Here is a 13,664-nt window from a genome sequence, read left to right as displayed (position 1 = left end):
CTGAAAAAGAGACGGGCCGCGCGGCGTGACCTGTCCGCTGCACTTATACTGAACGCAGGATTACCCTCCACAAGGGGGGAAAGAAAAGGGTCTGACATGAAAAAGATTGATGCAATTATCAAACCATTCAAACTTGATGACGTGCGTGAAGCGCTGGCGGAAGTCGGCATCACAGGCATGACCGTTACCGAAGTGAAAGGTTTTGGCCGTCAGAAAGGTCACACGGAGCTGTACCGCGGCGCGGAATATATGGTGGATTTTCTGCCTAAGGTAAAAATTGAGATCGTCATTTCCGACGATATTGTGGATACCTGCGTGGATACCATTATGCGCACCGCGCAGACCGGCAAAATCGGCGATGGTAAAATTTTCGTTTTCGACGTGGCGCGGGTCGTGCGGATCCGTACCGGCGAGGAAGACGAAGAGGCGATCTGAGTCCGCCTTCCCGCCAGCCACATCGCCGTCTGTTCTGGACGGCGATGGCGTTTTTGCGCGATCAGAGCACTTTGTGTGGTCCGAATACCTCGTAATGAATGCGCGCGTTATCAATGCCCAGTCCAGTAAGCTGCTTTGCGACATATTGCATAAAGGCGACCGGCCCGCAGAGATAATACTGCATGGCAGGGTCGCTCAGCTGACTTTCCAGCGGCGCTAAATTCATCAGGCCGGCGCTGTCATAATGCCCCTCATCCTGCGGCAGCGGCCGGTTATACCAGATATGCTGTGAAAACGCCGCCAGCTTGCTGCCGGATAGCGCCACTTCATCACGGAAGGCGTGGCGCTGACCGTTATCCGCCGCATGAAACCACTGAACGGCGGAAGGGTGTGCCTGAGCCGCCAGCACGTCAAGCATAGCCAGCATCGGCGTCTGCCCGACGCCCGCAGAAATCAGCGTGACCGGCGTTTCGGCAGGAACCTGCAGGAAGAAATCACCCGCCGGGGCCGCCAGCAGGAGCTCATCACCCTGACGGGCGTGCTGATGCAGCCAGCCGGAGACAGTGCCGCCTGGCTCATGGCGCACAGCAATACGGTAATCACGGCCGTTGGGTGCGCGGGTCAGTGAGTACTGACGAATTTCCTGATTGGCGAAGCTTTTATGCTGTACCCAGACGCCGAGATACTGGCCTGGCTGGTAATCCGCTACCGGCTTTCCATCCGTTGGCGTCAGCAGAAAACTTTTGATGATCTCACTTTCCGTAGTGATTTCTGCAATGCGGAAAGCTCTGGGCTTCCGCCAGCCGCCCACCTTATTCTCCGCTTCCTGATAAAGCTGCTCTTCCCGCTGAATAAATACGCCGGCCAGCACGCCATACGCTTTTCCCCACGCATCAAGCACTTCCTGACCCGGACTCAATAGCTCATCAAGGGTTGCCAGCAGGTGCGTCCCGACAATCTGATACTGCGCCGGCTGAATCGCGAAGCTGGTGTGCTTCTGGGCAATTTTTTCAACCGCAGGCAGCAGCGCCGGTAAATTCTCGATGTTTCCCGCATAGGCGCAAATGGCGTTAAACAGCGCCTCGCGCTGGTTGCCGTTGCGCTGATTGCTCATATTGAAAATCTCTTTCAGCTCGGGATTATGGGCAAACATCCGGTCATAAAAGTGGGCGGTCAGGCGCGGGCCGGTTGCCAGCAGGGCAGGGATGGTGGCTTTTACGGTAGCAATAGTCTGGGCGTCAAGCATAGGTGGCTCCTGCAAGGAATGTTATAAGTTGCATTTTAAATGCATCTTATAATTTTCAGCCCGGTTTTGTAAATACACCTTTTTCCAGCAGGGGAATATTTTGCTGTATCGTGCGCGTTAACATGAAGGATCGACAGGCTGGTGATGAAAAAATACCCGGTAAATAATGCATGTTAAAAAGGGAATAAACCCTTGCTGCGTCACAAGCCAATCGTTTGCGTAAAAAGCGCGCGTTGTGGCTATCCCCCGGCGGGTAAAACAGTTTACACTGTGGGTCTTCGCCCAAGCGGGCCGTTCAATGCCGATAGAAGTTAGCTGAGTCAGGAGATGCGGATGTTAAAGCGTGATATGAATATTGCTGATTATGATGCCGAGTTGTGGCAGGCAATGGAACAGGAAAAAGTACGTCAGGAAGAGCATATTGAACTGATTGCTTCTGAAAACTATACCAGTCCGCGTGTCATGCAGGCACAGGGATCTCAGCTGACCAACAAGTATGCGGAAGGCTATCCCGGCAAGCGCTACTATGGCGGCTGCGAATATGTGGATATTGTTGAGCAGCTGGCGATTGACCGGGCAAAAGCGCTGTTCGGTGCCGATTATGCTAACGTCCAGCCTCATTCAGGCTCACAGGCGAACTTCGCCGTTTATACCGCGCTGCTGCAGCCGGGCGATACCATTCTGGGGATGAACCTTGCCCACGGTGGTCACCTGACGCACGGTTCGCCGGTCAACCTTTCCGGTAAGCTTTACAACGTGGTGCCTTATGGCATCGACGCAACCGGCCAGATCGATTACGACGATCTGGCAGCACAGGCTCAGAAACATAAGCCGAAAATGATTATCGGCGGCTTCTCAGCCTACTCCGGTATCTGCGACTGGGCGAAAATGCGTGAAATCGCCGACAGCATCGGCGCTTACCTGTTCGTCGACATGGCGCACGTCGCTGGCCTGATTGCCGCAGGCGTTTACCCTAACCCGGTTCCCCATGCGCATATCGTGACTACCACCACGCATAAAACGCTGGCCGGGCCGCGTGGCGGCCTGATCCTGGCACAGGGTGGCGATGAAGAGCTCTACAAAAAGCTGAACTCTGCGGTCTTCCCTGGCGGCCAGGGCGGCCCGCTGATGCACGTCATTGCCGGTAAAGCGGTGGCGCTGAAAGAAGCGATGGAGCCTGAGTTCAAGATCTACCAGCAGCAGGTGGCGAAAAATGCTAAGGCGATGGTCGAAGTGATCCTGGAGCGTGGCTATAAAATCGTCTCCGGTGGCACCCATAACCACCTGTTCTTAATCGATCTCGTTGACAAAAACCTGACCGGTAAAGAAGCTGACGCTGCGCTGGGCCGTGCCAACATTACCGTGAATAAAAACAGCGTCCCTGACGATCCGAAAAGCCCGTTTGTTACCTCCGGTATTCGCATCGGTACGCCAGCCGTTACCCGCCGCGGCTTCAAAGAAGCGGAAGTGCGTGAGCTGGCTGGCTGGATCTGCGACATCCTGGACAGCATTGGCGACGAAAGCACGCAGGAGCGCGTTAAGAAGCAGGTGCTGGAAATCTGCGCCCGCTACCCTGTCTACGCTTAAGGCGAAATAGCCGCGCTTCATCGCGGTGGAAAGCGGTACGGGAAAAGATTAACGGGACGAATGCGTCCCGTTAATTGATCTTAACCCCATCCTCTGAGAAAGTACGGCACACTTTGTCGGAGGGATCATGGTTATTCGTTCTGCATACTGGCTCGGCCTGGGCTACTTTACCTACTTTTTCGCCTATGGCGTCTGGCTGCCTTTCTGGGCCGTCTGGCTGAAGGGCGCTGGCCTTGAGCCGGAAAAGATAGGTCTGCTGCTGGGCTGCGGTATGATTGCCCGCTTTGCCGGTAGCCTGCTTATTGCCTCCCGCGTGACCCGTCCTTCCCAACTCGTTATCGCACTTCGCCTGCTGGCGCTGCTCTCACTGCTTTTTGTCCTTGGCTTCTGGCTCTCCACCTTCTGGATATGGCTGCTGCTGGTGATGATTGGCTTCAATCTTTTCTTCTCACCGTTAGTGCCGCTCAGCGATGCACTGGCAGCGACATGGCAAAATCAGATTGGCATGCCCTACGGACCGGTCAGGCTGTGGGGATCGCTGGCTTTTGTGATCAGCTCCGCGCTGACGGGTGTACTGGTGAGTGCCTACTCTTTTCAGGCCATATTGTGGATGCTTTGCCTCGGCGTGGCGGCGATGCTGGCGGGTATGCTGCTGCGTCCCGCTGTGATGCCTGAAGGCAGTGCAAAGCAGAGCGATAAGGCGGGCTGGTCGCAGTGGAAACAGCTGCTGCAGGAGAACGCCGTCTGGCGTTTTTTACTCTGTGTAACGCTGATGCAGGGCGCACATGCTGCCTATTACGGCTTCAGCGCCATTTACTGGCAGGAGGCGGGGTATTCCGCCAGCGTAGTGGGCTACCTCTGGTCGCTTGGCGTGGTGGCCGAGATTATCGTCTTTGCCGCCAGTAACCGCTTATTCAGACGCTGGAGCGCGCGCGATCTGTTATTGCTCTCAGGCGTCTGCGCTATCCTGCGCTGGAGCCTGCTCGGTTCAACCACCGCCTTGCCCTGGCTGATTGTGGCGCAAATCCTTCACTGCGGCAGTTTCACCGTTTGCCATCTGGCGGCCATGCGGTTTATTGCGGCGAGGAAAGGCGCAGAAGTTATCCGTCTGCAATCCATCTATTCCGCGCTGGCAATGGGAGGCGGCATTGCACTGATGACGATAGTGTGTGGCGTGCTGTTCCAGCATCTGCAGGGCAATGTCTTCTGGGTAATGGCACTTCTGGTGGTGCCGGCCCTGTTTCTGCGCCCGCGACCGGTTGCTGCGCAGAACCGCGTAACAGACAGCGTCGAGTGAAAGCGACTGACGTCGCCTTCCGCTAAGACTCCAGCAGCGCACGGATGCGCTGCTGCTGGTGCGTCTGCAACGGCAGTTCCGCATGGATCAGCGGAGGGGAATAGAGCGGCAAGGGCGTGGCGTAAGGGGTTATCACCAGGGCAATGCCCTCAGGGGCGCCGTTCACCTGATATTCACTGACGTGCAGATATTTAATATTGAGCGGCAGCAGCGTCAGTTCCCGCAGTTGCTGTTCAACTTGCTGTTCCAGCGCAGGATCGTTGCTGGTCAGCAGCAGCACCTGTTTTTCCTGTAGCGCACTCTCCTGCATCAGCCAGGCGCCAAAAATAATGGCAATCAACCCCATCTCTTCCTGTGAAAAGTGCAGACGATAACGTTGCTCAAAACCGGCAATGGCGGCCTGGGTCGTGCGCAGCAGCCGCGGATAGAGCCGGGCGACCTCATCGGTCAGCGTATTATCGATACCGATACCAAACAGGCTCCGCTCCAGCGCCTGCGCCAGATGGGTATATAACTGCCCGCATATCGCTTCCTCATTACTGAAGTGCATACCGGAAAGGCGCTGAAAGTTTGCCGTCAGCTCTCTGACCGCCTCCAGTAACGCCTGCTCATGCTGGTGGGTCACGCTGGCGGTGGTGGGGGTATATATCTGGCTGAACAGTAAGGATAGAAGATAGACTTCGCTGGGTGCCGGCGGCATTTTGCTGCGTTTCTGCCAGTGACGGATGACTTCTTCGGCTACCCGATGTTCCGCTCTGGCGATCAGCCACTGGCACTGGGATTCAGTGAAATCAGTACAGACCTGGCGGCATAAAGAATATTGCATAAAAAGCTGCAAAAACTGGCAGTCTCTGCCGCTGTAAGAGCGATTAAGCTGATGGCTGCAGTGCTGAACCAGCGCCGCGAGGTTGCGCTCGTCGAAAAGCGCTTTTTCTATCTGTAACGTCTTCAGTTGTTGCTTAACGGCGCTGGCAAACTGGTTCTGTACAAAGTCGGGGGAAAGGCGCAGCGACCGGCGCAGCCAGTGGAGCAGGCAGAGGCGTTGATCCAGTTCTGCGCCGTCGATCCGGTAGCTATCTTCTGCATCCTGAATAAGACGAAGCCGGTGATAGCGCTGGATTTCTGAGCTTACCTCCGCTATATCTTGCCGGGCAATCGCATGACTCACCCTGTTAAGCTGGCAAAGGGTATCGAGTGTGACCACGGCTTCCGGAATATAGAGCAGTAAAAGCAGGTGACAGTGACGCTGTGAACTGGTGAAAACAGAAGGTTCAGGTGAGGGTGAACTCATCGACTGTAATCCCGGTAAAAAAGTGACAAGGGTAAGAATAGCCCGCCGGTTCCCTGACGAAGCGTTGAAGGCCAGTTTTTTTTATAGCTTTAAAGGTGGGTCACAAAATTTTGGTGCGAAAAGAGAAAGGAATTGTAATTGTTACATTATAACGTGTCTGTTAAGGTGGCGCTGCTGTTGGTGGTGCTGTTCACCTCTTTTGCCTGGGCTCATCCGCACAGCTTCATCGATATGCAGGCGACGCTCGTGCATAAAGACGATCGGATCACCGGTTTGAAAATGCACTGGGTGATGGATGAAATTACCTCAGCCGACCTGCTTTATGATGCCGGCGAGTCTAAACCCGATTCTGAAACCTGGAAAAAACTGGCGGCGGAGGTGATGGCGAATGTGCTGGGGCAGCACTACTTTAGCGAATTCTGGCACGAGGGTAAAAAGGTGAAGTTCGGCAACCTTCCGCCGTTCTATCAGCTTTCCCGGCAGGGGCATCGCGCCGTACTCGATTTTATATTACCGCTGGGTGAACCTCAGCCGTTAACGGGGCAGCGTTACGTTTTTTCAACCTTTGATCCGACCTACTTTGTGGATATGTCCTACGTCTCTGAAAAATCACTGCACATTCCCGCTGAACTGGCTGACCGGTGCGCTTTTACCTTAAAAACGCCTACGCCGGACGCCTCCCTGCAGGCCTACGCGCTGTCGCTGGATAAAGCTGATTCGCCTGCGGAGGATCTTGCACTTGGTCAGCAATTTGCCCAGACGGTGACGCTGCAATGTCAGTAAGCGCGATGCCAGCCCGAAAGGGGCGCCGCTGGCTGCACGTCTGGCCGCTTGCCGTGCTGGCGGCGGTTTTTGCGCTGGCCGGGTTTCTCGCCTGGCACTACTGGCCGCAGATCCTGCTGCAAAGCGTGCTGTGGCAAAAATCCCTTCATCAGGAAATGACGGCGCTGCTGCAGCAGGTGGCTGTTCATCCTCATCAGGCAGGCGTGACGCTGATGGGGTTCAGCCTGCTCTATGGCGTGCTGCATGCGCTGGGGCCGGGGCACGGCAAAGTCGTGATAACCACCTTTCTGGCGACGCACCCGACCAAAGTCAGAACCAGCCTCCGCTTAACCCTGGCTGCCTCGCTGCTTCAGGGGGGCGTCGCCATTGCGCTGGTCACGGTGATGCTGGTGATGCTGAAACTTTCCTCGCGCCAGCTTCATCTCAGCAGCTACTGGCTGGAGAAGGGGAGTTATCTGCTGGTCGCCGGACTGGGTGTCTGGCTCTGCTGGCGGGCTGCCGGCAGGATAAGGCGTACGCTTGCCGCGCCTGCCGCACCGGTATTCCGCAGAATTGTTCCTGCCGATCATCACCATCATGCAGCGTGCGGCTGCGGGCATCAGCACGTACCGGATGCGGCTATGCTGGATAAGGCCGTCAGCCTTAGAACTCAGGCGATGGTTGTGCTCTCTATGGGAATGCGTCCCTGCTCGGGCGCGATTATGATGCTGCTGTTTTCAAAGGTTATCGGCGTTTACGGCTGGGGTATTTTTTCAGCGATGGCGATGGCCGCTGGCACGGCGGTTACCGTCTCCGCGATGGCGCTGCTGGTGCAGGTGTCGCGTGCGCTGGCGGTAAAGCTGAGCAGAAATGCGCCTGCAGCGAGCTGGCAAAAAATCGGCTGGTCCTCGCTTTCTCTGGCGGGCGGCATTTTACTGGTGGCGGCGGGTGTGATGCTGTGGCTGAGTGCGCAACCGGCGATGTCCGGCGGCATTCGTCCGCTGTTTCTGCGGTAATTAACGGCCAGGCATGCAGGGCGCATGCCTGGCTGGGTAACTTAGCGCTTCAGCGCTTCGCTCAGCTCTTCACGCATGTTGGACAGCATTGCTTTAACCACGCGTGGATTACCGGCGACGATGTTACCGGAAGTGAGATAACCGTGCGCACCCACAAAGTCCGTCACCAGACCGCCCGCTTCACGCACCAGCAGTTCGCCAGCAGCAAAATCCCACGGCTTAAGGCCAATCTCAAAGTAGCCATCCACGCGGCCTGCCGCGGTGTAAGCCAGATCCAGCGCGGCAGAGCCGGTACGGCGGAAATCGGCGCACAGCGTGAACAGTTTGCCCACGATATTCATGTAAGGTTTGGCGTGCTGCTTCAGTTTGAAAGGGAAACCGGTCGCCAGAATAGTGCCGTCGAGGTCGCGAGCGGTGCCGCCGCGCAGACGGTAACCGTTCAGCTGGGCGCCCTGACCGCGAACGGCGGTGAACAGCTCATTACGCATCGGATCGTAAACCACCGCCACTTCGGTACGGCCTTTAATGCGTACGGCGATAGAGACGGCGAAATGAGGAAGGCGTTTGATAAAGTTAGTGGTGCCATCCAGTGGATCGATAACCCATTGTACATCCTTATCTTCACCGGCCAGCTCACCGCTTTCTTCGGTGATGATAGTGTGCTGCGGATAAGATTTGCGAATCACCTCAATAATCAGGCGCTCAGCGTCGCGATCAACATTGGTAACGAAGTCGTTGCTGCCTTTCTGGCTGGCCTCGACGGCGTCCGGGGTTTCATAGTTCTTGGCAATTAAATTTCCGGCCTTGCGCGCAGCGCGCACGGCGATGTTGAGCATCGGATGCATCGGTATCTCTCACTGGATGTTAAAGAACGGGAAAACGGCGCGGATTATAGCAGGGAGATCGTCAAATGTCCTGAAAATATGTTAGCATCGTCAAATAATCTCACAGGCCTGAATTTCTATGCTGCAAAACATTCGTATCGTGCTGGTGGAAACCTCTCACACCGGCAACATGGGATCCGTCGCCCGCGCGATGAAGACCATGGGCTTAACAAACCTCTATCTCGTTAACCCGCTCGTCAAACCCGATTCCCAGGCCATTGCGCTGGCGGCAGGTGCCAGCGACGTGATTGGCGAAGCGCGCATCGTGGATACCCTGGATGAAGCGCTGACTGGCTGTAGCCTGGTGGTCGGCACCAGTGCCCGCTCCCGTTCACTGCCGTGGCCGATGCTCGATCCCCGCGAATGTGGCATGAAAAGCGTGGCTGAAGGCCAGCAGGCGCCGGTAGCGCTGGTATTTGGTCGCGAGCGCGTCGGCCTGACCAATGAAGAGCTGCAAAAATGCCACTATCATGTGGCGATTGCAGCGAACCCCGATTACAGCTCGCTTAATCTGGCGATGGCAGTACAGATTATCGCTTATGAAGTCCGCATGGCGTATCTGCAGTCGCAGGAAACCGCGCAGCCGGACTATGCGGAGTCGCCTTATCCTCTGGTCGACGATCTTGAGCGCTTTTATCAGCATATGGAACAGATGATGGTCAACAGCGGGTTTATCCGCGAAGGCAATCCGGGTCAGGTGATGAGCAAGATGCGCCGTCTTTATACCCGGGCGCGTCCTGAGCGGGATGAGCTGAATATTCTGCGCGGCATGCTCTCTTCGCTGGAAAAGCCAAAGGGCGAATAGTAAGCCGGTGAGAGGCGGTAAAACGGCATGACGGGGGCCGGAATAGTTGAGTGATTTACCAGGTTAAATACTTGAGTGTTTTACTAGGTTAAATAGTTGACCAAATCACTCAGGAATGTCAGACTTGCGACCATCTACTGTGAAACCCTGACTGGGTACTATTGAGGTCGATTACGCCATGAGACTGACATCCAAAGGCCGTTATGCCGTTACCGCTATGCTTGACGTTGCGCTGCATTCTCACGAAGGCCCGGTGCCTTTAGCGGATATTTCCGAGCGTCAGGGCATCTCTCTCTCCTATCTGGAGCAGCTGTTCTCGCGCCTGCGTAAAAACGGTCTGGTTGCCAGCGTTCGTGGTCCGGGCGGCGGCTATCTGCTAGGAAAAGAGTCCAGCGCCATTGCCGTTGGCGCGGTCATTACTGCCGTCGATGAGTCCGTTGACGCCACCAAGTGTCAGGGTAAAGAAGGGTGCCAGGGCGGTGAACGCTGTCTGACCCACGTTCTGTGGCGCGATCTTAGCGAGCGCATCAGCGACTTCCTGAATAACATTACGCTCGCCGAACTGGTCAATAACCAGGATATCCTGGAAGTGGCTGACCGACAGAATCATACCGAAAAAAATCGCGCGCCAGCAGGCCGCGTGCATGAGACTATCAACGTCAATCTTCGTGCCTGATAGCGTCCGGGTGCGTGCCGCCAGCCTGTAGCTTAAAGCAGGCGGCGGATAACACGCCGGCGTTCTGAAGGCGTTGAGTGACGTATCAGAACGATGTACGGAGCATAAAGAGCAATGAAATTACCGATCTACCTGGATTACTCAGCCACAACGCCTGCCGATCCTCGCGTTGCAGAAAAGATGGTGCAGTATCTGACTAAGGATGGCATCTTCGGTAATCCGGCTTCCCGTTCTCACCGCTTCGGCTGGCAAGCAGAAGAAGCCGTTGATATAGCCCGTAACCAGGTGGCCGATCTTATCGGTGCCGACCCCCGCGAGATCGTCTTTACTTCCGGCGCAACCGAATCCGACAACCTGGCCATCAAAGGCGCTGCTCAGATCTGTCAGGATAAAGGCAGGCACATCATCACCAGCCAGACCGAGCACAAAGCGGTGCTGGATACCTGTCAGCAGCTTGAGAAAGAGGGCTTCGAGGTAACTTACCTTGCGCCACAGCGAAACGGCATCATCGATTTGCAAATGCTGGAAGCCGCCCTGCGTGACGACACTATTCTGGTTTCCATCATGCAGGTGAATAATGAAACCGGTGTGGTCCAGGACATCGCCGCAATCGGTGAACTCTGCCAGGCGCGTGGCATCCTGTTTCACGTGGATGCCACCCAGAGCGTTGGCAAATTGCCGATCGATGTAGCGCATCTTGCTGTTGATCTGATGTCTTTCTCCGCGCATAAAATCTATGGGCCGAAAGGGATTGGCGCGCTTTATGTTCGTCGTAAACCGCGTATCCGCATCGCCGCACAGATTCACGGCGGTGGGCATGAGCGCGGTATGCGTTCGGGAACGCTACCCGTGCATCAGATCGTGGGAATGGGCGAGGCGTGCCGCATCGCAAAAGAGGAAATGGCGCAGGAGATGGCCCGCCTGGGCCAGCTGCGACATCGCTTCTGGGAAGGTATCCGTGATATGGAAGAGGTTTACCTGAACGGCGATTTTGAACAGGGTGCACCGACTATTCTGAATGTCAGCTTTAATCACGTCGATGGTGAGTCCCTGATTATGGCGCTGAAAGATCTCGCTGTCTCAACTGGCTCCGCCTGTACTTCCGCCAGTCTTGAGCCATCCTATGTGCTTCGCGCGCTGGGCCTGCCGGATGAGCTGGCCCACAGTTCCGTGCGTTTTTCGCTGGGGCGTTTCACCACGGAAGAAGAGATCGATTACGCCGTGGCGCTGCTCCATAAGGCGCTCGGACGCCTGCGTGAAGTTTCGCCGCAGTGGGCGGAGTACAAGGCGAACCAGGGTGAACTGCCCGCCCATTAATGCCCTGTGCATCGCCAGAAAGTGCCGTTTTATCCGCGGGCCGAATAGAAAATTCGGCCCGTTTTGCGTTTAATTCTGCGATCGGGTTAGACGAACGCGGAGAAAGGGTTATTGTAGTGACCGACCGTTTTTACGACGGACCAAACTGAACAGTTTATAAGGAGCCATGCGGTGACAACCACGCCAATGAATATCACACTGTCAACGACAGTGGCGGACGAACGCTGGGGCGAGAAAGCGATCCTGACCAGCAATGACAGCGGAATGACCATCCATCTGACCAGCGGCGATGCGCTGGCCACCATTCAGCGTGCGGCGCGTAAAATTGACGCGCAGGGCATCCGCCATGTCAGCCTGAAAGGTGACTGGGATCTGGAAAAAAGCTGGGCTTTCTGGCAGGGATATCGCGGCCCGAAAGGGGAACGCAAAGTGGAATGGGCCACGTTGAAGGCAGAAGACCGTGCAGAATTCGACAACCGCCTGAAAATTATTGACTGGGTACGTCACACCATCAACCTGCCTGCGGAAGAGCTCAGCCCGGAACAGCTGGCTCAGCGGGCGGTTGACCTGCTGAGCGGCCTGGCGGGCGACAGCGTCAGCTACCGCATCACCAAGGGCGAAGATCTCCGTCAGCAGGGCTATATGGGGCTGCATACCGTAGGCCGTGGCTCCACACGCAGCCCGGCGCTGCTGGCACTTGACTACAACCCGACCGGCGATGCCAACGCGCCTGTCTATGCCTGCCTGGTGGGTAAAGGGATCACCTTTGATACCGGCGGCTACAGCCTGAAGCCAAGCGGCTCAATGGATTCCATGAAGTCCGATATGGGCGGCGCCGCCACTTTAAGCGGCTCACTGGCGCTGGCGATCACCCGCGGACTGAAAAAGCGCGTTAAGCTTTATCTCTGCTGCGCGGATAATATGGTGAGCGGTAACGCATTCCGCCTCGGCGATATCATTCGCTACCGCAATGGCAAAACGGTGGAAGTGATGAATACCGATGCCGAAGGGCGTCTGGTACTGGCTGATGGCCTGATTGACGCCAGCGAGCAGGCACCAGAGCTGCTGATTGATGCGGCGACGCTCACTGGCGCGGCGAAAACGGCGCTGGGGAACGACTATCACGCGCTGTTCACCTTTGATGATGCGCTGGCGGCGTCGCTGCTTGAGAGCGCACAAGGTGAAAACGAACCTTTCTGGCGTCTGCCTCTGGCTGAATTCCACCGCAGTTATCTGCCGTCAAATTTTGCCGATCTGAATAACATCGCCGCCCCTGCTCATACCGCAGGGGCGAGTTCCGCCGCCGCGTTCCTCTCCTATTTTGTGAAAAACTATCAGCAAGGCTGGCTGCACATTGACTGTTCAGCCACCTACCGCAAGGGAGGCGTGGAGCAGTGGTCTGCCGGCGCAACAGGGCTGGGTGTACGCACCGTCGCTAACCTGCTGTTAAAATAGCGCTATTTGTCTGACGGCCACGGCGTGTGCCTTTTCGCGCCGGGGATTAGCAAGCGATCTGGCGGGGCGACCTCTGTCAGATCGCGTTTACTGGATTGATGTGATGAACGAAACTAATCAGCGCCTTGAAGAGGTGCTTAAGCTGGCCGCCACCGAGCCGGCACACCGTCCCGAATTTTTCTCTCTGTTGCTGGAGGCCAGCGTCTGGGTGCCGGGTGAAAGCGCCGGCGAACAGGAAAACATCACCGCCACCACGCCGGTCGATCTGCAACACTGGGAAAAAGAAGAGGGGGGCAGCGTCATTCCTTTCTTCACCTCACTCTCAGCGATGGAGCAGGCGATATCCACCGATCAGCCTTTTGTGGTGATGCCGGTACGCACGCTGTTTGAAATGACGCTGGGCGAAACGCTGTTTCTGAATCCGAAGCTGCCTTCAGGAAAGGAGTTCTCGCCACTGGAGATCACCAGCCTGCTGGGCAATGCCGGTAACGCGCTAAGCCAGCAAACCGTACTGGAAGGTGGGCACGCACTGCTGCTTTCGGAAATTGCCGAACCGCCCGCGCAGGTGATTGAATCACTGAGTCAGCTCTTCAGTAAATATAAGCAGGTTCGTCGTGCTTATGTCGCTCATATTAAAGAGTCAGTGGAACAGAGTCCTAATTTGCTGATAGGCATTGAAGCTGACAGCGATATTGATGCCATCATCCAGGCTGCCGGTAGCGTGGCGATGGATACGTTACTGGATGATGAGCCTGTTGATATCTGTGAGGTTGTGGAAAATGAAAAAGGCATCAGCCACTTTTTCACTGCCCACATCCCGCCTTTCTATGAAAGACGCTGGGGCAGCTTCCTGCGCGACTTTAAAACCGTTAACAAGCCTGCTTAGCCAGCGG

The 13,664-nt window shown here is 56.0% G+C and carries 13 protein-coding genes; 10 read left to right on the top strand and 3 right to left on the bottom strand.

What is annotated here, in order from left to right; genetic code table 11:
* Positions 1-96 precede the first annotated feature (96 nt).
* Positions 97-435 carry a nitrogen regulatory protein P-II gene (glnB, locus tag EA20_RS0102885; RefSeq protein WP_024965400.1) on the top strand — a complete coding sequence of 113 codons (339 nt, stop codon included), beginning with the start codon at positions 97-99 and terminating at the stop codon, positions 433-435.
* A gap of 61 nt (positions 436-496) precedes the next feature.
* Here glnB and hmpA read toward each other — a convergent pair whose 3' ends face one another.
* Entirely contained in the window at positions 497-1,681 is a 1,185-nt protein-coding gene (hmpA, locus tag EA20_RS0102880) for an NO-inducible flavohemoprotein (protein ID WP_024965399.1), read from the bottom strand.
* A gap of 333 nt (positions 1,682-2,014) precedes the next feature.
* Between hmpA and glyA the strand changes: the two genes are divergently transcribed.
* Positions 2,015-3,268, top strand: coding sequence for a serine hydroxymethyltransferase (glyA, locus tag EA20_RS0102875; RefSeq protein ID WP_024965398.1), 1,254 nt, complete (start codon positions 2,015-2,017; stop codon positions 3,266-3,268).
* A gap of 127 nt (positions 3,269-3,395) precedes the next feature.
* Positions 3,396-4,565: a 3-phenylpropionate MFS transporter gene (locus EA20_RS0102870; protein WP_024965397.1), complete on the top strand. Its 1,170-nt coding sequence runs from the start codon at positions 3,396-3,398 to the stop codon at positions 4,563-4,565.
* Positions 4,566-4,587: 22 nt separating this feature from the next.
* On the opposite strand, the gene csiE is transcribed toward EA20_RS0102870, so the two are convergent.
* The gene (gene csiE, locus EA20_RS0102865; RefSeq protein ID WP_024965396.1) at positions 4,588-5,856 is read right to left on the bottom strand and encodes a stationary phase inducible protein CsiE; all 1,269 of its coding nucleotides are present in this window, start codon (positions 5,854-5,856) and stop codon (positions 4,588-4,590) included.
* Between the two features lie 138 nt (positions 5,857-5,994).
* On the opposite strand from csiE, the gene EA20_RS0102860 reads away from it, so the two are divergent.
* Both EA20_RS0102860 and EA20_RS0102855 read left to right on the top strand, forming a co-directional pair.
* Positions 5,995-6,639 carry a DUF1007 family protein gene (locus EA20_RS0102860; protein WP_024965395.1) on the top strand — a complete coding sequence of 215 codons (645 nt, stop codon included), beginning with the start codon at positions 5,995-5,997 and terminating at the stop codon, positions 6,637-6,639.
* Complete coding sequence (locus tag EA20_RS0102855) at positions 6,630-7,634, top strand: nickel/cobalt transporter (protein WP_024965394.1); 1,005 nt, start codon at positions 6,630-6,632, stop codon at positions 7,632-7,634. The genes EA20_RS0102860 and EA20_RS0102855 overlap by 10 nt, the downstream gene beginning before the upstream one ends.
* A gap of 41 nt (positions 7,635-7,675) precedes the next feature.
* Here EA20_RS0102855 and suhB read toward each other — a convergent pair whose 3' ends face one another.
* Positions 7,676-8,479, bottom strand: a complete 804-nt coding sequence (gene suhB, locus EA20_RS0102850; RefSeq protein WP_024965393.1) for an inositol-1-monophosphatase — start codon at positions 8,477-8,479, stop codon at positions 7,676-7,678.
* Between the two features lie 118 nt (positions 8,480-8,597).
* Here suhB and trmJ point away from each other — a divergent pair, with 118 nt between their 5' ends.
* From trmJ to sseB, 5 genes are all read left to right on the top strand, one after another.
* Entirely contained in the window at positions 8,598-9,323 is a 726-nt protein-coding gene (gene trmJ / locus EA20_RS0102845; protein ID WP_024965392.1) for a tRNA (cytosine(32)/uridine(32)-2'-O)-methyltransferase TrmJ, read from the top strand.
* Positions 9,324-9,501: 178 nt separating this feature from the next.
* On the top strand, positions 9,502-9,999 hold the full coding sequence (iscR, locus tag EA20_RS0102840; protein ID WP_024965391.1) for a Fe-S cluster assembly transcriptional regulator IscR: 498 nt from the start codon (positions 9,502-9,504) through the stop codon (positions 9,997-9,999).
* Positions 10,000-10,113: 114 nt separating this feature from the next.
* Positions 10,114-11,316 (top strand): IscS subfamily cysteine desulfurase, encoded by a 1,203-nt coding sequence (locus EA20_RS0102835; RefSeq protein ID WP_024965390.1) that lies wholly within the window; start codon positions 10,114-10,116, stop codon positions 11,314-11,316.
* A 171-nt stretch (positions 11,317-11,487) separates the two neighbouring features.
* Positions 11,488-12,771, top strand: a complete 1,284-nt coding sequence (gene pepB, locus EA20_RS0102830; RefSeq protein WP_024965389.1) for an aminopeptidase PepB — start codon at positions 11,488-11,490, stop codon at positions 12,769-12,771.
* A gap of 103 nt (positions 12,772-12,874) precedes the next feature.
* On the top strand, positions 12,875-13,657 hold the full coding sequence (gene sseB, locus EA20_RS0102825; RefSeq protein ID WP_024965388.1) for an enhanced serine sensitivity protein SseB: 783 nt from the start codon (positions 12,875-12,877) through the stop codon (positions 13,655-13,657).
* Positions 13,658-13,664: the final 7 nt, after the last annotated feature.

It is taken from the genome of Pantoea sp. IMH, assembly GCF_000599885.1.
In the GTDB taxonomy this organism is placed as follows: domain Bacteria; phylum Pseudomonadota; class Gammaproteobacteria; order Enterobacterales; family Enterobacteriaceae; genus Erwinia.
This window is presented reverse-complemented; position numbering and strand designations above follow the sequence as displayed.

What these genes read in the sequence shown, in the direction of transcription:
- glnB (WP_024965400.1), top strand. Translation starts at nt 97, where the DNA reads ATGAAAAAGATTGATGCAATTATCAAACCATTCAAACTTGATGACGTG.
- hmpA (WP_024965399.1), bottom strand. Translation starts at nt 1,681, where the DNA reads ATGCTTGACGCCCAGACTATTGCTACCGTAAAAGCCACCATCCCTGCC.
- glyA (WP_024965398.1), top strand. Translation starts at nt 2,015, where the DNA reads ATGTTAAAGCGTGATATGAATATTGCTGATTATGATGCCGAGTTGTGG.
- EA20_RS0102870 (WP_024965397.1), top strand. Translation starts at nt 3,396, where the DNA reads ATGGTTATTCGTTCTGCATACTGGCTCGGCCTGGGCTACTTTACCTAC.
- csiE (WP_024965396.1), bottom strand. Translation starts at nt 5,856, where the DNA reads ATGAGTTCACCCTCACCTGAACCTTCTGTTTTCACCAGTTCACAGCGT.
- EA20_RS0102855 (WP_024965394.1), top strand. Translation starts at nt 6,630, where the DNA reads ATGTCAGTAAGCGCGATGCCAGCCCGAAAGGGGCGCCGCTGGCTGCAC.
- suhB (WP_024965393.1), bottom strand. Translation starts at nt 8,479, where the DNA reads ATGCATCCGATGCTCAACATCGCCGTGCGCGCTGCGCGCAAGGCCGGA.
- trmJ (WP_024965392.1), top strand. Translation starts at nt 8,598, where the DNA reads ATGCTGCAAAACATTCGTATCGTGCTGGTGGAAACCTCTCACACCGGC.
- iscR (WP_024965391.1), top strand. Translation starts at nt 9,502, where the DNA reads ATGAGACTGACATCCAAAGGCCGTTATGCCGTTACCGCTATGCTTGAC.
- EA20_RS0102835 (WP_024965390.1), top strand. Translation starts at nt 10,114, where the DNA reads ATGAAATTACCGATCTACCTGGATTACTCAGCCACAACGCCTGCCGAT.
- sseB (WP_024965388.1), top strand. Translation starts at nt 12,875, where the DNA reads ATGAACGAAACTAATCAGCGCCTTGAAGAGGTGCTTAAGCTGGCCGCC.